The 16,815-nt window shown below is 59.5% G+C and carries 14 protein-coding genes and 1 pseudogene; 9 read left to right on the top strand and 6 right to left on the bottom strand.

Annotated features, from left to right (window positions below; genetic code table 11):
• Nucleotides 1-79: 79 nt before the first annotated feature.
• The 5 genes from tsaB to KFS80_RS03240 all read left to right on the top strand — a co-directional run bounded on the left by tsaB (nt 80) and on the right by KFS80_RS03240 (nt 3,713).
• Entirely contained in the window at nt 80-754 is a 675-nt protein-coding gene (gene tsaB, locus KFS80_RS03260) for a tRNA (adenosine(37)-N6)-threonylcarbamoyltransferase complex dimerization subunit type 1 TsaB (RefSeq protein WP_212543967.1), read from the top strand.
• Between the two features lie 222 nt (nt 755-976).
• Nucleotides 977-1,288, top strand: coding sequence for a hypothetical protein (locus tag KFS80_RS03255; RefSeq protein WP_159813042.1), 312 nt, complete (start codon nt 977-979; stop codon nt 1,286-1,288).
• Nucleotides 1,288-2,148: a DUF72 domain-containing protein gene (locus KFS80_RS03250; RefSeq protein ID WP_212543966.1), complete on the top strand. Its 861-nt coding sequence runs from the start codon at nt 1,288-1,290 to the stop codon at nt 2,146-2,148. Before KFS80_RS03255 ends, KFS80_RS03250 begins: the two co-directional genes overlap by 1 nt.
• A gap of 33 nt (nt 2,149-2,181) precedes the next feature.
• On the top strand, nt 2,182-3,018 hold the full coding sequence (locus KFS80_RS03245; RefSeq protein WP_212543965.1) for an isocitrate lyase/PEP mutase family protein: 837 nt from the start codon (nt 2,182-2,184) through the stop codon (nt 3,016-3,018).
• Between the two features lie 2 nt (nt 3,019-3,020).
• Nucleotides 3,021-3,713 (top strand): extensin-like domain-containing protein, encoded by a 693-nt coding sequence (locus KFS80_RS03240; protein ID WP_212543964.1) that lies wholly within the window; start codon nt 3,021-3,023, stop codon nt 3,711-3,713.
• Nucleotides 3,714-3,716: 3 nt separating this feature from the next.
• Here the strand turns inward: KFS80_RS03240 and KFS80_RS03235 are convergent, their stop codons facing one another.
• Nucleotides 3,717-4,337 carry an energy transducer TonB gene (locus tag KFS80_RS03235; protein WP_212543963.1) on the bottom strand — a complete coding sequence of 207 codons (621 nt, stop codon included), beginning with the start codon at nt 4,335-4,337 and terminating at the stop codon, nt 3,717-3,719.
• A gap of 92 nt (nt 4,338-4,429) precedes the next feature.
• On the opposite strand from KFS80_RS03235, the gene KFS80_RS03230 reads away from it, so the two are divergent.
• Nucleotides 4,430-5,212: a class I SAM-dependent methyltransferase gene (locus KFS80_RS03230; protein ID WP_053117963.1), complete on the top strand. Its 783-nt coding sequence runs from the start codon at nt 4,430-4,432 to the stop codon at nt 5,210-5,212.
• 115 nt (nt 5,213-5,327) lie between these two features.
• Here KFS80_RS03230 and KFS80_RS03225 read toward each other — a convergent pair whose 3' ends face one another.
• The gene (locus KFS80_RS03225) at nt 5,328-5,963 is read right to left on the bottom strand and encodes a TetR/AcrR family transcriptional regulator (RefSeq protein ID WP_212543962.1); all 636 of its coding nucleotides are present in this window, start codon (nt 5,961-5,963) and stop codon (nt 5,328-5,330) included.
• Between the two features lie 94 nt (nt 5,964-6,057).
• Between KFS80_RS03225 and KFS80_RS03220 the strand changes: the two genes are divergently transcribed.
• The 3 genes and pseudogenes from KFS80_RS03220 to KFS80_RS03210 all read left to right on the top strand — a co-directional run.
• On the top strand, nt 6,058-7,158 hold the full coding sequence (locus KFS80_RS03220) for an efflux RND transporter periplasmic adaptor subunit (protein WP_212543961.1): 1,101 nt from the start codon (nt 6,058-6,060) through the stop codon (nt 7,156-7,158).
• 6 nt (nt 7,159-7,164) lie between these two features.
• On the top strand, nt 7,165-10,233 hold the full coding sequence (locus KFS80_RS03215; protein WP_212543960.1) for an efflux RND transporter permease subunit: 3,069 nt from the start codon (nt 7,165-7,167) through the stop codon (nt 10,231-10,233).
• Nucleotides 10,234-10,958: 725 nt separating this feature from the next.
• A pseudogene (locus tag KFS80_RS03210) lies at nt 10,959-12,053 on the top strand (Fic family protein); the annotation flags it as partial.
• Nucleotides 12,054-12,177: 124 nt separating this feature from the next.
• Here the strand turns inward: KFS80_RS03210 and KFS80_RS03205 are convergent.
• The 4 genes from KFS80_RS03205 to plsB all read right to left on the bottom strand — a co-directional run bounded on the left by KFS80_RS03205 (nt 12,178) and on the right by plsB (nt 16,640).
• Entirely contained in the window at nt 12,178-12,867 is a 690-nt protein-coding gene (locus KFS80_RS03205) for a DUF4197 domain-containing protein (RefSeq protein ID WP_053117582.1), read from the bottom strand.
• Between the two features lie 40 nt (nt 12,868-12,907).
• On the bottom strand, nt 12,908-13,306 hold the full coding sequence (locus tag KFS80_RS03200) for a YbaY family lipoprotein (protein WP_053117584.1): 399 nt from the start codon (nt 13,304-13,306) through the stop codon (nt 12,908-12,910).
• Between the two features lie 51 nt (nt 13,307-13,357).
• Nucleotides 13,358-14,044 carry a hypothetical protein gene (locus KFS80_RS03195; protein WP_212543959.1) on the bottom strand — a complete coding sequence of 229 codons (687 nt, stop codon included), beginning with the start codon at nt 14,042-14,044 and terminating at the stop codon, nt 13,358-13,360.
• A 97-nt stretch (nt 14,045-14,141) separates the two neighbouring features.
• The gene (gene plsB, locus KFS80_RS03190) at nt 14,142-16,640 is read right to left on the bottom strand and encodes a glycerol-3-phosphate 1-O-acyltransferase PlsB (RefSeq protein WP_053117588.1); all 2,499 of its coding nucleotides are present in this window, start codon (nt 16,638-16,640) and stop codon (nt 14,142-14,144) included.
• Nucleotides 16,641-16,815 lie beyond the last annotated feature (175 nt).

Genomic DNA, 16,815 nt, shown 5'->3' with positions numbered 1-16,815 from the left:
AGCATCATCCACGGCCCGCTTGCGGGCCGTAGTTGTTTATACTGACGCACTTTTTCCCACCCCTGTTTTGGAAACATCGATGAGCACCTTGCTGGCCCTGGACACCGCGACTGAAGCTTGCTCCGTTGCCTTGCTGCATGACGGCAAGGTCACGAGCCATTACGAGGTGATCCCGCGTCTGCACGCGCAGAAGCTGCTGCCGATGATTCAGCAACTGCTGGCCGACGCCGGCACCACGTTGCAAGCGGTCGATGCGATCGCTTTCGGTCGCGGGCCGGGTGCGTTTACCGGGGTGCGGATTGCCATTGGTGTGGTGCAGGGCCTGGCGTTTGCGCTGGATCGCCCGGTGTTGCCGGTGTCCAATCTGGCGGTGCTGGCGCAGCGTGCGTTGCGTGAACATGGTGTGAGCCAGGTCGCTGCGGCCATCGATGCGCGCATGGATGAAGTGTATTGGGGCTGCTACCGCGAGACGGCGGGGGAGATGCGTCTGGTCGGCGCCGAAGCGGTGCTGCCGCCGGAAGTGGTCGCGCTGCCTGCGGATGCCAGTGGCGACTGGTTTGGTGCCGGCACCGGTTGGGGTTATGCCGAGCGCATCGCCGTCAATCTGACGGGTTCCGACGCAGGCATGCTGCCCCACGCCGAAGATCTGCTGACGTTGGCGCGCTTCGCTTGGGAACGCGGCGAATCAATCCCGGCAGATGACGCGCAACCGGTTTACCTGCGCGACAAAGTCGCCACCCCCAAGGCTCGTTGAGCCTTTAAAAGATCGCAGCCTTCGGCAGCTCCTACAGGGATCACATTCCAACTGTAGGAGCTGCCGAAGGCTGCGATCTTTTGATTTTAAAAACACCAATCGTCAGTTTCCACCCCCTCGCTTTAAACCTTTTGCGCTTTATGTGTTCTAGTTATCACTCGGCAGTTTGCTAAGTCGGCCCGGTGCCGCTAAATTGCCATCATCGATACCGAGCATGAATTTATGCGTATAGACGGCCTCTCCTCTCAGTCCTATCCCATCAAGCGCAAGCCTCGCAAAGGCAATGTGACGGTGGATGAATCCGTCGACGATATCGACGGCGAGCTGGAATTCCCGACTGAAGAGCAACTGGCTGCACGTGCTGCCGCCAAAGCCACCGCGCAACGCCTGAGCAATCTGCCCGCCCGCCAACAAGACATGATTTACCACCGCGCCATGAGCAAAAGCGTAGCGATGGCCCTCGCCAGCTACCTGAGCACCGCCGGTTTTGTCGATTGGGATGCAGACGTGCTGGGCCTCGATCTGTACATCTGATGGATTTGCCTTACTACCTCGGTTGCCCGTCCTGGAGCGAAAACGCCTGGCGCGAGTATCTCTACCCGGTAGACGCAAAAACTTCTGACTTCCTCGGTCTCTATTCTCAAGTATTCAACGCCGTCGAAGGCAACACGACCTTCTACGCCAGCCCGTCGCCGGCCACTGTGCAGCGATGGGCCGAAGTCATGCCAGAACACTTTCGCTTTACCGCCAAATTCCCCGGCGACATCAGCCACAGCGGCGACTTGCGCGAGCAACTGACTGCCGCCGAAACCTTCCTGCAATTACTCAAACCCCTCGGTCAGCGTGTTTCGCCGTTGTGGCTGCAATTATCGAAAAGCTTCACGCCACATCGGCTGCCGGAACTGGCGGCGTTCATTGATGCGCTGGATTGCCCGCTGGCGGTGGAAGTGCGCCATGAACAGTTCTTCGCCAAGGGTGAGAGCGAACGCCTGCTCAATCGCTTGTTGCTCGACCGTGGCGTCGAGCGCATCTGCCTCGATCCGCGTGCGCTGTTCAGTTGCCTGTCGACCGAATCCTCGGTGATCCACGCGCAATCAAAAAAGCCCCGCGTGCCGACGCGCCCGGCGGCGTTCACGCAATTCCCGCAGGTGCGCTTCATCGGCCATCCCGAGCTTGAAGCCAACGATACGTTCCTCGTGCCGTGGGTGGCGAAAATCGCCGAGTGGATCGAAGAGGGGCGCACGCCGTACATCTTCCTGCACACCGCCGACAACCTGTTGGCGGCGAAGCTGGCGCAACGTTTTCACGCACAATTGATGCAACGTTTGCCTGGCCTGCCACCGCTGCCTGAGCTATACAGAGAGCCCGCCGCCGAGCAACTTGGCCTGCTCTGAGGCGGATTCGTTTTCCTGCCCGGGAGCCAGCCGATGGACGCCTCAGACCTTCAAGCACAAACCCGTAAAGCCCACGCCTTCAAAGCGCTGCATGAGCGTACGCAAGTCTTCGTCATTCCCAATCCGTGGGATGCCGGCTCGGCGAAGATGCTCGCCAGCCTCGGCTATCAGGCCTTGGCCACGACCAGTGCCGGTTATGCGTTTTCCCAGGGCAAGGCCGATGGCGCGTTGAGTCTTGATGAGACCTTGGCCAACGTCCGCGCGATTGTCGCTGCGACCGATTTACCGGTGGCGGTGGATCTGGAAAACGGCTTTTCTGATGACCCGACCGAGTCCGCGAAAAGCTTGTTGCGTGCCGCCGAAGCGGGCGCGGTCGGTGGTTCGATCGAAGACGCGACGGGCCGCCCGGATGCGCCGATCTATTGTTTTGAACATGCCGTGGCGCGCATCGAAGCCGCCGTCGCTGCCGTGCGCACGCTGCCATTTCCTTTCATCCTCACCGCGCGTGCGGAGAACTATCTGCACGGCAATCCTGACCTCGATGACACCATTCGCCGCTTGAAAGCCTTCGCCGACGCTGGCGCCGACGTGCTGTACGCGCCGGGTTTACGCAACGCCGAAGAAGTGCTGGCAGTGGTACGTGCGGTGGCGCCGAAACCGGTCAACGTGTTGATGTCCGGCGGTTTGAAACTGACCGTGCAGGAATTGCAGGACATGGGCGTACGCCGCATCAGCACCGGTTCGGCACTGGCGCTGGCGGCGTTCGGCGAGTTCTTCCGCGCCGCTGAAGAAATCCAGCAATCCGGCACGTTCGGCTTCACCTCGCAGTCGATGCCGTACGCCAAAGCCAATCAGTTCTTCAAAGGCTGAACATGGGGCGATGGATATTTTGCCTGGTGCTGTTGATGATCGGTGGTGCCGCGTTCAGTGTCTGGCGCGGCTGGCTGCAGGTGCCGCCGCAATCGAATCCGTGGGCGCCGCTGGACGTGAAAGCCGCGCCCAATTGGCTCACCGGTTACAAGCTGATGCGCTTGCGCAGTGAGCCAGAACTTTGTGCACAGGCATTGAGCAGTTCAGATCTGCGCGTCACCCGGCAATCCGACAGCCCCGACGCCAAGTGCCCGCTGATCGGCGCCTTGCGCGTGCAGGGCGGTGAGGTGGCGCTGAGCAGCAGTTTCCTCGCCAGTTGTCCGCTGGCGGTGGCCTACGCGATGTTTGAACACCACACCCTGCAACCGGCAGCTCAATCGATCTATGGCCAGAAGGTCACGCGCCTCGATCACCTCGGCAGCTTCGCCTGCCGCAATGTCTACAACCGCGAGAGCGGCGCACTCAGTCGTCATACCAGTGCCGATGCGCTGGACATCGCCGGCTTTCGTCTGGCCGACGGCCGCAGCATCAGCGTGCTCAAGGACTGGCCGAAGCAAAATCAGGACGCGAAATTTCTACGGCAGGTGCGCGACGGCGCCTGCGAAGCGTTCAGTGTGGTGTTGAGTCCGGATTACAACGCTGCCCATCGCAATCACTTTCATGTCGATGTCGGGCGCTGGAGCGTGTGTCGCTAGAGGTTACGCGGCGAGGCGCAGGTTCTGCAGAACGATTGGGCGTGCCCAACCGTTATCGAAGTCCAGCGCCTTCTGTTGCTCGACGATTTCTTCTGGCGGGAATGGCGGATATGGTTTCTGCATCAGGTCGAGGTCGAACTCGGCAATCGGCAGGTACAGAGGCTTTTTCTGCGGCGCCGGGCCCGGTTCTGGCATTGGCTGGCCGTTGTTGATAACCACAGGGCGAACCCAGCTGCTGTCGAAATCCTGCTGCTCTTGCTGCGCTTTCAGTTCTTCTGCCGGAAACGGTGGGAACGGCTTGTCGAGCAGATCGGTTTCGAATTCGGCGATCGGCAGGAACAGTGGCTCCGGCGGACGCACTTGAGTTTCCACCACATCGCATTCGCGCTGGCTGACGATGTGCGCGTGCAGGTCGCTGCCGACGGTCGGCTCTTCGCTGCTGCTCAGGTCAACCGGTGGAAACGTGCCGCAGGCCGGCACCACATCACTCGTCTGTTCGGCCAGCGCCTGGGCAAAAAAATCCTGCCACAGGTGACTGACGCCGCTCAGTGCTTGAGTGTTTTGACGGCTAAAGTCGCCATGGGGCGAAATGTAGCCAATCGATGTGGGAAGAATGCCTGACATTTTTTTCGGTTGACGCTCAGCTCTGGCAAAATGTGCGTTGAATGAGTTATCGGCGGTTTTTGCCGCTCCTTGAATTTTTGAGCGTGTTTTCCATGATTGAGCAACCCGCGGCCTGCCGCATCCATGTCGAAGCCCTCGGCGCGACGTTTGAAGCGCAAGCTGCGCAGTGGGCCGAGCGTCTCGGTCTGCCGCGCGAGGTGGCTGACGGCGAATTCGCCTTGCAGGTCGGCGAGCAGGGGTTGCAGCTGCAACAGCTCGGCCCGGACGCACCGGGGCCGGTGCGGGTCGACTTCGTTGAGGGCGGCGCGGCGCATCGGCGTTTATACGGTGGCGGCAGCGGGCAGATGATCGCCAAGGCTGTCGGCGTCGCTCAAGGCGTGCGCCCGCGCGTGCTGGATGCGACGGCGGGGCTGGGCAAGGATGCGTTTGTGCTGGCCAGTCTGGGTTGCGAGATGAGCCTGATCGAGCGCCAGCCGCTGATCGGCGCGCTGTTGGAGGATGGGCTGGCGCGTGGTGCGGAAGATTTCGAAGTAGCGCCAATCGTGGCGCGGATGAAGTTGCTCAAGGGCAATTCCATCGAGGTCATGCAGAACTGGGAAGGTGAGGCGCCGCAGGTGATTTATCTCGACCCGATGTTTCCGCACCGCGAGAAGACTGCGCTGGTGAAAAAAGAGATGCGCCTGTTTCGGCCGTTGGTCGGCGATGATCCGGATGCACCGGCGCTGTTGCAGGCTGCGCTGGCACTGGCGACGCACCGGGTGGTGGTCAAACGACCGCGCAAGGCGCCGTGCATTGAAGGGCCGAAACCGAGCCATGCGCTGGATGGCAAATCGAGCCGATACGACATCTACCCGAAGAAAGCGCTCAAGCCTTAAAACCGCGTCGCCCTTATCGCGAGCAGGCTCACTCCTACAATTGATCTGTGGTGCACACAAATCCACTGTAGGAGTGAGCCTGCTCGCGATAGGGCCAGCCCAAACAGCGCAAAAGCTAAGGTTTGTAAGCCCGCATAAACAACCCCACCACTTCCTCAATATGGCTTTCCGCAGCCTCTTCGCTCAACGGCTCCCCGCAACCAAACATCAGCCGGAAATTCCCCGCACCTTTGATCAGGCAAAAGAAATGCTCGGCCGCATTGCGCGGCAGATCAATGTTCAGCGCGCCGCTCTCATGGATGCGCGTCAGCAAGCGCTCCATCCCTTGCACCATGCGCTGTGGGCCGGCTTCGAAGAAGATCAGTGAAAGCTTCGGATCCTGCACCCCCAGCGCCATGATTAAACGGTGCAAATTCACCGATTCATCGCTGTTGATCAGGTGATGAAAGCCTCGGGCAATGTTCAGCAACACATTTTCCACGGCGATGCCTTCCGGCAATTCGAAGATCAGTGTGGGTAATTGCTCCTCGCATTTGGCCATCACGGCGGCGGAGAACAGCGTCTCCTTGTCGTTGAAATGGCTGTAGACCGTCAGCTTCGACACGCCAGCCTCGCTGGCGACCGCGTCCATGCTGGTGTTGGCGTAGCCATGACTCAGAAACAGAATTTTCGCCGCGTCGAGGATCGCCTGGCGTTTGGCCAGATCCTTGGGGCGGCCCGGGCCGTTTGGAGCTGAAAGATTGTTCGACATTCTTCGCTTTTATTACTGGACTGGTGAGTTTGCTATTAATAACATACCCGCCAGTATAATTATTCCAAGCACCATTAGCGAAAGGTCCGTCACCATGTTCCGCCATGCGTTGTCCTGTGCGTTGCCAGCGAGTCTGGCGTTCCTTTTGTCAGCGTGCGGTCAGGAAGAAGTGACGCAAGTCACCGTGCGACCGGCCATGGTGGTGCAGCCAGAGCCTTCGGCGCAGGCGATGGAAAGTTATCCGGGCGAGGTGCGCGCCCGCTACGAACCTGATCTGGCATTCCGCATTGGTGGCAAAGTCAGCCGACGACTGGTCGATGAAGGTCAGCGCGTGAAGGCCGATCAACCGCTCGCCGAGCTCGATCCGCAAGACGTGCGCCTGCAACTGGAAGCCACCCGTGCGCAAGTCGCTGCCGCCGAAGCCAATCTCAATCTGGTGCGCGCCGAGCGCGATCGCTACAAGACCCTTATGGATCGGCAGATGGTCAGCCGCTCGGCTTACGACAATGCCGAAAACCTTTACCGCTCAGGTGAAGCCCGCCTCAAACAAATTAAAGCTGAATTCAACGTCTCGACCAATCAGGCCAGTTACGCGGTGCTGCGTGCGCCGCAGGACGGCGTGGTGGCCAAGCGTTCGGTGGAAGTCGGGCAAGTGGTTGCCGCCGGACAGACCGTGTACACCCTCGCCACCGATGGCGAGCGTGAGGTGTTGATCAGCCTGCCCGAGCAAAGCTTCGGCCGCTTCAAGGTCGGTCAGCCAGTGTCCGTCGAATTGTGGACGCAGCAGAACCAGCGCTTCTCCGGACAAATTCGCGAACTGTCGCCCGCCGCCGATCCACGCTCGCGCACCTTTGCCGCGCGCATTTCGTTCACCGCCGGCAAAGTCCCGGCCGAACTGGGCCAGAGCGCTCGTGTGTTTGTGCAATCGGCCGATGCCGTGTCGCTGGCGGTGCCGCTCTCGGCACTCACCGCTGAAAACGGTGCGACCTACGTCTGGGTGGTCAACGGCAACAACACGTTGAAGAAAACCCCGGTGCGCGTTGGCCCGTTCGGCGAAAAAACCGTGCCGGTGCTTGAAGGCTTGAACGCCAGCGACTGGGTGGTGGCGGCCGGCGTGCATGTGCTTTTGGAAGGTCAGCAGGTGCGTCCGGTGGATCGCTCCAACCGTGTGGTCAATCTGGCGGACAAGGAGTAAGTCCCGATGCGCTTCAACCTTTCCGAATGGGCGCTGCGTAATCGCCAGATCGTACTGTTCCTGATGCTTTTGCTGGCCATCGTCGGGGCGTTGTCCTACACCAAACTCGGCCAGAGTGAAGATCCGCCGTTCACCTTCAAAGCCATGGTCATTCAGACCCGCTGGCCGGGTGCGACCGCGCAGGAGGTCTCGCGCCAAGTCACCGAACGCATTGAAAAGAAACTGATGGAAACCGGTGAGTACGAACGCATCGTCTCGTTCTCGCGTCCCGGTGAATCGCAGGTCACGTTTATCGCCCGCGACTCGATGCATTCCAAGGAAATCCCCGATCTCTGGTACCAGGTGCGCAAGAAGGTCGCCGACATCCGCCACACGTTGCCGCCGGATATTCAGGGGCCGTTTTTCAACGATGAATTCGGCACCACGTTCGGCAATATCTATGCGCTGACCGGCGACGGTTTCGACTACGCGGTGCTCAAGGATTACGCCGACCGCATCCAGATCCAGCTGCAACGGGTCAAGGATGTCGGCAAGGTCGACTTACTCGGTTTGCAGGACGAAAAAATCTGGGTCGAGTTATCCAACGTCAAGCTGGCGACCCTCGGTTTGCCGTTGGCGGCGGTGCAACAGGCGCTGCAAGAGCAGAACGCCGTATCGACCGCCGGGTTCTTCGAAACCGGCAGCGAGCGATTGCAGCTACGGGTGTCAGGGAATTTTCAGACAGTCGATGAGATAAGAAACTTCCCGATCCGTGTCGGTGATCGCACGTTCCGCATCTCCGATGTCGCCGATGTGCGCCGTGGTTTCAACGATCCACCGGCGCCGCGCATGCGTTTTATGGGCGAGGACGCGATCGGTCTGGCCGTGGCGATGAAGGACGGCGGCGATATTCTGGTGCTCGGTAAAGCGCTGGAAGTGGAGTTCTCGCGGATCCAGAAAAACCTTCCGGCCGGCATGCAATTGCGCAAGGTTTCCGATCAGCCAGCGGCAGTGAAAACCGGGGTCGGCGAGTTCGTCCAGGTGTTGGTCGAAGCGCTGGCGATTGTCTTGCTGGTGAGCTTCTTCTCCCTCGGCGTGCGCACCGGCATGGTCGTGGCGCTGACCATTCCGCTGGTGTTGGCGATGACCTTCGCCTGCATGTATTACCTGAACATCGGTCTGCACAAGATTTCCCTCGGCGCGTTGGTATTGGCGCTGGGCCTGCTGGTGGACGACGCGATCATCGCCGTGGAAATGATGGCGATCAAAATGGAGCAGGGTTTCGATCGCATCCGCGCGGCGAGTTATGCCTGGACCAGCACCGCGTTTCCGATGCTCACCGGTACGTTGATCACCGCTGCCGGGTTCCTGCCGATTGCCACTGCGCAGTCGGGCACCGGCGAATACACCCGATCAATCTTTCAGGTGGTGACCATCGCGCTGCTCGCTTCGTGGGTGGCGGCGGTGATGTTCGTGCCGTATCTGGGGGAAAAACTCCTGCCGGATCTGGCGAAAATTCACGCCGCCAAACACGGCACGGGCGATGGTCAGCCGGATCCGTATGGCACGCCGTTTTATCAGCGTGTTCGGCGGCTGGTCGAGTGGTGTGTGGTGCACCGCAAAACCGTGATCGTGCTGACGGTAGGGCTGTTTATCGCCTCGGTGATGTTGTTCCGTTACGTTCCACAGCAGTTCTTCCCGGCCTCCAATCGACTGGAATTGATGGTCGATCTGAAACTGGCCGAAGGCGCATCGCTGGCCAATACCACCGGTGAGGTCAAACGCCTGGAGGCGATGCTCAAGGATCACGCCGGCATCGATAATTACGTGGCGTATATCGGCACCGGTTCGCCGCGTTTCTATCTGCCGCTGGATCAGCAGTTGCCCGCGGCGAGCTTCGCGCAGTTTGTGGTGTTGGCGAAAACCATCGAGGAACGTGAGGCGCTGCGCAGCTGGTTGATCAGCACATTGAACGAGCAATTCCCGGCGATGCGTTCGCGGGTCACGCGTCTGGAGAATGGCCCGCCGGTAGGTTACCCGGTGCAGTTCCGCGTCACCGGCGAACACATCGAAGAAGTCCGTGCGCTGGCGCGCAAAGTGGCGACCAAGGTTCGCGAGAATCCGTATGTGGTCAACGTGCATCTGGATTGGGAGGAACCGAGCAAAGTCGTGTACCTGAACATCGATCAGGATCGTGCCCGGGCGCTCGGTGTGAGCACGGCCAATCTGGCGAAGTTTCTGCAGAGTTCGCTGACCGGCGCGAGTGTCAGCCAGTACCGCGAAGACAACGAGTTGATCGAGATTCTGCTGCGCGGCACGGTGCATGAGCGCACCGAGTTGTCGTTGCTGCCGAGTCTGGCGGTGCCGACGGACAACGGCCGCAGTGTCGCGTTGTCGCAGGTCGCGACGCTGGAATATGGTTTTGAGGAAGGGATTATCTGGCACCGCAATCGGTTGCCGACGGTAACGGTGCGCGCGGACATTTATGGCAAGGAGCAGCCGGCGACGTTGATCAAGCAGATCATGCCGACGCTCGATCCGATTCGGGCGGAGTTGCCGGATGGGTATTTGCTGGATGTCGGCGGCACGGTGGAGGATTCCGAGCGTGGGCAGAAGTCGGTGAATGCCGGGGTGCCGATGTTTATCGTGGTGGTGCTGACGCTGTTGATGGTGCAGTTGCGCAGTTTTTCGCGCACGGCGATGGTGTTTTTGACGGCGCCGCTGGGGTTGATCGGGGTGGTGCTGTTTTTGATGGTGTTCCGTCAGCCGTTCGGGTTTGTGGCGATGTTGGGGACGATTGCGTTGTCGGGGATGATCATGCGCAATTCGGTGATTCTGGTGGATCAGATTGAGCAGGATATCAAGTCGGGGCTTGGGCCTTGGCAGGCGATTATTGAGGCGACGGTGCGGCGGTTTCGGCCGATTGTGTTGACGGCGCTGGCGGCGGTGTTGGCGATGATTCCGTTGTCGCGCAGTGTGTTTTTTGGGCCGATGGCGGTGGCGATTATGGGCGGGTTGATTGTGGCTACGGCTTTGACGCTGTTGTTTTTGCCGGCGTTGTATGCGGCTTGGTTCAGGGTTCGGCGGGAGGCTTGATCTTTCGGTTACTTGGCGGCCTTTGGGCCGACCATGTTCTTGGGGTTTTGGGTGAATATCCGTTTCTGCGGGGGTTGCTGACTGTGGTTTCGCCCTTACGGCGAGTCCCTTTGGCAAACGCCGGAGTGCCGGCCCAGCCCAAAGGAACCAAAGGTCTGTGCCCTGACGTCCGGCCCTCGCTAAGGCTCGGGTTCCTTCGTTCCGGGTTCATCCGGGGGCATCGCCTACGGTTTGCTTCGCTGCACCTCCTCTCGATGCTTTCCCCGTATGAATCCCTCCACTCAGCCTCCCGACGGGCTCTAAGATCAAAATCAAAAGCAGGCGAGCTGACACTCGGCCTAGTGGTTGGCGTGGGTGCGCCACGATTCCTTGTAGGAGCTGCCGAAGGCTGCGATCTTTTGATCCTGCTTTTGTAGGAGCAGAGCTTGCTCGCGAAGGCGGCCTGACAGCCGACCTGTTTCTGCCCGGATGTACACCATCCAATTGTAGGAGTGAGCCTGCTCGCGATAACGGCCTGCCATCCAACCATGCTCTGTCTGATTCAACACGATCCAACTGTGGGAGCGGGCTTGCTCGCGAAGGCGGCCTGCCAGCCGACCAATCTCTGCCTGAGTTGCCTCTATTTCCTTCCTACATCTTTTTCAGAAACCTCCGATATTGAGCCTTTCCCCCCTCGGGTGTTGTACTCCAGCGTCTGTTTTCAACCGCCTCGAGTTCACCCTTTCATGAAAAACCCACCCGTCTTCAAAGGCCGATCCGATCCCGTGTTCAATCTTCTGCTGCGCTCGCCGCACAAGCAGCGTCTGGAGGATCATCTGGCGTTGCTCAAGCCGCTGGATGATCAGGGCCGTTATCTGCCTTTCGAGGCGTTGCGCTATCGCTGGGCGTCCGGGTTGGATGTGAAGGTGTGCTGGGCGTTGGTCAAGAAGGCGCGGGTGGCGCAGTACGTCAATCTGTTGCCGTTGGGCGAGCCGGTGCAGTGGGGCAAATATGTGCTGACGCCGTTGGCTCAGATCACGTTGTCGTTGGTGGATCGGCAGACGACTTTTGCCGCTCTGGATTACATGACTCGGCAAATTGGAGAGCAGGCGCATTGCAGTTATTTGCTGAATGATTTGATCGAGGATGAGGCCATCGCCAGTAGTCAGTTAGAGGGCGCGGCGACGACTACGCGTGTGGCCAAGGACATGCTCAGGCATCGGCGTCAGCCGCGTACGCCGGATGAGCGGATGGTGATGGGCAACTACCGGATGATGAATTTCGCGTGGGAAAAACGCGATGAGCCCATGAGTGTGGATTTGATCGCAGCGATGCATCGGGTGGGGGTGGAGGGGATTGCTGACGAAGATTATTCTCCGGGCGTTTTCCGGGCGAATGATGAGGTGGTTGTTCAGGACGGCGCGGGCAATACGGTGCATCGTCCTCCGCCTGCTGCCGGATTGATTTCGCGGCTGGGGAGGTTGTCGGACTGGATCAATTTGCCTGAGGGATCACCTCAAGAGAAGGGTCATGTGCATCCGCTGATCAAGGCGATCACGCTGCATTTTGCCTTGGGTTACGAGCATCCCTTTCGCGACGGTAACGGGCGGGTTGCGAGGGCGTTGTTTTACTGGTTCATGTTCAAGAATGAGTTTGCGGCGTTTCGTTACATTGCGATCAGTTTGCTGTTGCGCAATGCGCCGGTGAAGTATGGGCGCTCTTATTTGCATAGCGAAGCGGATGAGCTGGATCTGACGTACTTCATCGAGTTTCAGTGTTCGGTGATTCAGCGAGCGGTAAGCCGGTTCACCGACGTGTACCGCAAGAGCGTGGTTCACACGACCCATGCAGCCTGACAGAAAACCCTGTAGGAGCTGCCGAAGGCTGCGATCTTTTGATCTTCAATGTTCGACAGCAAAGACCAGATCAAAAGATCGCAGCCTGCGGCAGCTCCTACACGTGACGTTACAGCGTGCCGAAGACTTTTTTCGCCAGACTCGTCGCCGCAGCGGCCGGGTTCTGGCGGATGGTTTCTTCTTGTTTGCCGATCATTTCGAACAAGCCATTCAGCGCTTGTTCGGTGACGTAGTTTTCGACATTCGCGCTTTTCGCATCGACCACACCGAACGCCGCAGCCTGGCCGGCGAACGAGTTGTACTTCTGCGCCACGCCGACTTTGTCGGTCGCCTGTTTGACGATCGGCAGGAACTTGGCGCGGATTTGTTCGCGGCTGGATTTGTCGAGGTATTGCGTGGCTGAATCCTGGCCGCCGCTGAGGATGCCTTTGGCGTCGGCGACGCTCATTTTTTTCACGGCGTCGACGAGGATTGGCTGGGCCTGGGTCACGGCACTTTCCGCCGCTTTGTTCATCGCGGTTTCGAGTTCTTCAACCTGGGCGCCCATGCCGAAGGCTTTCATTTTGCTCGCGGCTTTGCCGAGTTTGCCCGGAAGTTCGATTTTCACCTCGGGGTTGTTGCTGAAGCCGCCCGGGGTGCCCAGTTGTTTGACGGCGATTTGCGCGCCTTGGGTCAGGGCATCCTTGAGGCCGCCGGTGGCGTCTTGTTGCGACAGGTCGCTGAGTGACAGGGCCAGAGCGTTGGCGCTGATCATCAGGCCGGCGCACAGGCCGGCGAAGCGAAGGGTAGGGCGGAGCATGGCGGCTTCCTTGTTGTGGAAATGAGTGGCGGAGAATGAATTAACGAATCGCGTCGACGCGGATTTTCAGCGGCTGCGGGTCGTTGCCGTCGAGTTGCACGGCGTGGTTTTCGGTGGTGATGAACATCAGCTCGCCGTTGACTTCGATACGCGCGCTGACCGAATAACGGTGGCCGGGTTTGACCTGCGCCGGATCGTAGCTCAAGTGGAACGGCAGCGGCACCTGGCCTTTGATCGGGCCTTTCTGCTCGTCGAGCACGACCGCTGGGGCGTCGGCGAGGGAAACGTCTTGCAGGCTCACGCTCAGGGTCGCGCTCGGTGGCAGGGCGATGCGTTGCAGGTAGAACACTTCGCCATCAAGGCTGGCCTTGCCGGCGGGGGTGGTCGATTGGCAGGCGCTCAACAGCGTGGCGGCGGCGAGAAGGGTGAGTTTTTTCATCGGAACCTCTAATACTTTTGCGCCGGAAGAATCCCGGCGCCGAAGAGAAATCTAGCGGATTTTGCCATCAACGTCAGTGAACAAACGTAATGGTTTCTCCAGCCACTGCGAGATCCACTGCGATAGCCGCGAACTCAACGTAGGCGAAACCGGCGCAAGTTCGACATGCCAGGGCGTGACTGCAATGGATTGGTGATAGCGGTTTTCCACACCGCTTAACGCATAGCGCTTGCCGGGTATGACGCTGTCTGGATCGTATTGCAGATAAAACGAAGCGGCGGTTCGTTCATCTTGAGTGACGCGGGTAAGTTGGGTATTCGGGTCATCAGCATCGTGCAGACTGATCGTCACGGCTTCATGTTCAGCAACGACACTGGGCTCCTGAACTTCCACATACAGAAAGCCGATCGGACTTAGATGCAGCGTCTGCCGGTGCGGGGCTGTGTTGACGATAACGAAGTAGTCCAGCGCCACCAGCAAAGGCTGTTGGTCATGGAACATTTGAACGTTGATCTGATACTTCACGCCGACATCGCTGTACTGATGCGGAAATGAGAACTTCCAGTCGACATCAAAGACTGACGAGTGCCGCCAGTCTTTAATGTTGATCGGAGAAGTGGAGTTAACCACTTTGACGCTGACCACCGTTTCATTCTCACCGCCCTCAGGAGCGCGGAAGTTTGGGGGCAAACGAAAGTCGACGGTGACGATGGGAGTTGGTTCGTGCAGCAGGCTCATCTCGATATCCTTATCGCGATTTTTAAAGTGAGCCTATTTATCCACGAATCAACTAACGGGAGAACCCGGCGGGCTCTCCGTTAGTTATCGGCAAGTTTCAGCCTTCGGCGGTTACCGCGCTTTCAGCCGCATCTTCACTGCGATGCAAGGCGACCTGGCGGATCGACAAACGAATGTCCGCTGGCAGTACGCGCTTGGCCGCACCTTCGGCCAATTCACCGAGCAGTTCGTGGTAGCTGAGCTTGCCGGCCTCGTCGCGACGCAGCACGTCAAGGTCGAGCAAGGTCTGGATGAAATGACGGAACAGGCTCTTGTCGAAAAACTCCGGGGCGTTGAGGCCGTGGAGGATCGACAGGCGCTGGGCCATGACGGTGCAGAGGTCTTCCAGTTCTTCGGCGCTGATGCTGTTCTGGCCGCTGTTGAGCAGCAAGGACACGGTCATGTAGAAACGCTGCAAGGTCTGCGCGATGCTTTTCGACAGCAATGTCAGCAGCACAAAATGCCGCGAACTTGGCGCCGGACGCAGGTAGACGTCTTTCTCGAAACGCAGCAGACCTTGCTCGACGAATGCTTCCAGCCACTGATCGACCACGGCATCCAGTTCGTCCAGCGACCAGCGGATGAACAGCTCCGATTGCAGGTACGGATACAGCGCGCGGGTGTAGCGCAGGATCTGTTCGCGGCTCATGCGCGAAGCACTCTGGAAGAAGCTCGCGAGCAACGCCGGCAGGGCGAAGATGTGCAACACGTTGTTGCGGTAGTAGGTCATCAGGACGGCGTTCTGCTCGTCGAGATAGAGAATCTTGCCCAGCGCATCGTTCTGCTCGGACAGCAGATCCATGTCCTTCACGTGCTCGATCAAGGCACGACCATCGCCTTCCGGCAGCGTGGTGTGTGGCGAGTACGGGACTTTGCGCAGCAGCGCCAGATACAGATCCAGCACCCGCGCCATCGCCCGATCGTCCAGCGCCAGGCGCGTGGTCGACAGCAGCGCCAGTGCCACCAGGTTGACCGGGTTGATCGCCGCCGCTTCGTTCAAATGCTGCGCGACTTTCTCGCCGAGACGATTGGTGGTTTCGTTGAGCCACGCCGGTTTGAACTGTGGGCCGAGTTCCTGTTGGCGCCAGTCCGGTTGCTCGGCATCGAGGAATTCCGCCAGTTTGATCGGCTCACCGAAGTTGACGGCGACCTGACCGAAGCGCTGCTTCAGCGCGCCGATAACTTTGAAAATATCGAAGATCGATTCTTTCTTCTTGCTCGCGCCGCGCAATTCGCCGAGGTAGGTACGCCCCTCCAGCACGCGCTCGTAGCCGATGTACACCGGTACAAACACGATCGGCATGCGCGACGAACGCAGGAAGCTGCGCATCGTAATGGCGAGCATGCCGGTTTTCGGTTGCAGCATGCGTCCGGTGCGCGAGCGGCCGCCTTCGACGAAGTACTCGACCGGGAAACCTTTGGTGAACAGCGTGTGCAGATATTCGTTGAACACCGAGGTGTACAGCGGATTGCCCTTGAACGTGCGGCGCATGAAGAACGCGCCGCCACGCCGCAGCAGGCTGCCGATCACCGGCATGTTGAGGTTGATCCCGGCAGCGATGTGCGGCGGGGTCAGGCCGTTGCGGAACAGTAAGTACGAGAGCAGCAGATAGTCGATGTGGCTGCGATGGCACGGCACGTAGATCACTTCGTGACCCTGCGCGACTTTCTGCACGCCTTCGATGTGGTTGACCTTGATGCCGTCGTAAATCTTGTTCCAGAACCAGCTCAGCACCACTTCGAGGAAGCGGATCGCGGTGTAGGTGTAGTCCGAGGCGATCTCGTTGCCGTAGCGCAAGGCCTGAGCCTTGGCTTTTTCCGGGGAGATGTTTTCGCGCTCGGCCTCGTCGAGGATCGCTTGCTTGACCAGTGGCTGGTTGAGCAGACCTTTGACCAGATTGCGACGGTGAGAAATGTCCGGGCCGATCACCGCTGCTTTCAGATTGCGGAAGTGCACGCGCAGGATCCGCTGGGCCATGCGCACGGTGCGTTCATGGCCCTTGTTGTGGTCGATCAGCTCGCGCAGGTGAATCGGTGCGGAGAATTGCACGCGGGTTTTGCGGCCGAGGACGATGATGCTCAACAAGCGTCGCAGGCGCCCGGTGACCGCCCAGCTGTCAGCGAATAGCAGCTTCCACGGACTGTTTTCGCTGTCCGGCGATTGGCCCCAGAACACGCTGACCGGAATGATCTGCGCGTCTTCGGCAGCGTTCTGGGTGAGGGCGCTGACGAGGCGAGTCAGGGTCGGCGGTGCGCCACGTTTGTCCTGGCGACCGAGCCAGTCTGGATCCGGCGTCAGGTAGAAAAACGCCGCCGGTTCAATCAGCGAACCCACCGACACCGGCAGCACTGGACGCGGCAGGCCGGCCTTGGTGCACTCAGTGTCGAGCACGGCCAGATCGGTCAGCGAAGGGTTTTGCAGGACGTAGAACACCGGACGACTGCGGTCGAGGTTGAGGGTGAACGACGACTGGTTGATCGTCTCCGAGCGAACCCAGAGGTACAACAGTCGGCGCAGGGTGCCAAACACAAGACGGCGGAACGGGGAACGGGTCATACGGCTTCTGCGTGAGTGAATAAAACCGAGCGTTTGCTCGGGCGGTCGATAGTGTGCCGTATTGGACGAAAATCGGCAAAAAAGCGGCGAAGTAATCTCCTGTTGAGACTTTTCGCACCTGTCATATACTCGGCGGTCTGTCGCCGGGGCCCTTTTATGGACGTCGGATGCAGGC

Source organism: Pseudomonas rustica (assembly GCF_018336155.1).
Classification (GTDB): Bacteria; Pseudomonadota; Gammaproteobacteria; order Pseudomonadales; family Pseudomonadaceae; genus Aquipseudomonas; species Aquipseudomonas rustica.
The sequence above is the reverse complement of the archived record's forward strand: the minus strand, read 5'-3'. Positions and strand labels throughout refer to the sequence as shown.

Excerpts from the sequence above, each read along its gene's own strand:
- KFS80_RS03245 (WP_212543965.1), top strand. The coding sequence starts at position 2,182 with ATGGACGCCTCAGACCTTCAAGCACAAACCCGTAAAGCCCACGCCTTC.
- KFS80_RS03240 (WP_212543964.1), top strand. The coding sequence starts at position 3,021 with ATGGGGCGATGGATATTTTGCCTGGTGCTGTTGATGATCGGTGGTGCC.
- tsaB (WP_212543967.1), top strand. The coding sequence starts at position 80 with ATGAGCACCTTGCTGGCCCTGGACACCGCGACTGAAGCTTGCTCCGTT.
- plsB (WP_053117588.1), bottom strand. The coding sequence starts at position 16,640 with ATGACCCGTTCCCCGTTCCGCCGTCTTGTGTTTGGCACCCTGCGCCGA.
- KFS80_RS03215 (WP_212543960.1), top strand. The coding sequence starts at position 7,165 with ATGCGCTTCAACCTTTCCGAATGGGCGCTGCGTAATCGCCAGATCGTA.
- KFS80_RS03200 (WP_053117584.1), bottom strand. The coding sequence starts at position 13,306 with ATGAAAAAACTCACCCTTCTCGCCGCCGCCACGCTGTTGAGCGCCTGC.
- KFS80_RS03220 (WP_212543961.1), top strand. The coding sequence starts at position 6,058 with ATGTTCCGCCATGCGTTGTCCTGTGCGTTGCCAGCGAGTCTGGCGTTC.
- KFS80_RS03205 (WP_053117582.1), bottom strand. The coding sequence starts at position 12,867 with ATGCTCCGCCCTACCCTTCGCTTCGCCGGCCTGTGCGCCGGCCTGATG.
- KFS80_RS03255 (WP_159813042.1), top strand. The coding sequence starts at position 977 with ATGCGTATAGACGGCCTCTCCTCTCAGTCCTATCCCATCAAGCGCAAG.
- KFS80_RS03235 (WP_212543963.1), bottom strand. The coding sequence starts at position 4,337 with ATGTCAGGCATTCTTCCCACATCGATTGGCTACATTTCGCCCCATGGC.
- KFS80_RS03195 (WP_212543959.1), bottom strand. The coding sequence starts at position 14,044 with ATGAGCCTGCTGCACGAACCAACTCCCATCGTCACCGTCGACTTTCGT.
- KFS80_RS03250 (WP_212543966.1), top strand. The coding sequence starts at position 1,288 with ATGGATTTGCCTTACTACCTCGGTTGCCCGTCCTGGAGCGAAAACGCC.
- KFS80_RS03230 (WP_053117963.1), top strand. The coding sequence starts at position 4,430 with ATGATTGAGCAACCCGCGGCCTGCCGCATCCATGTCGAAGCCCTCGGC.
- KFS80_RS03225 (WP_212543962.1), bottom strand. The coding sequence starts at position 5,963 with ATGTCGAACAATCTTTCAGCTCCAAACGGCCCGGGCCGCCCCAAGGAT.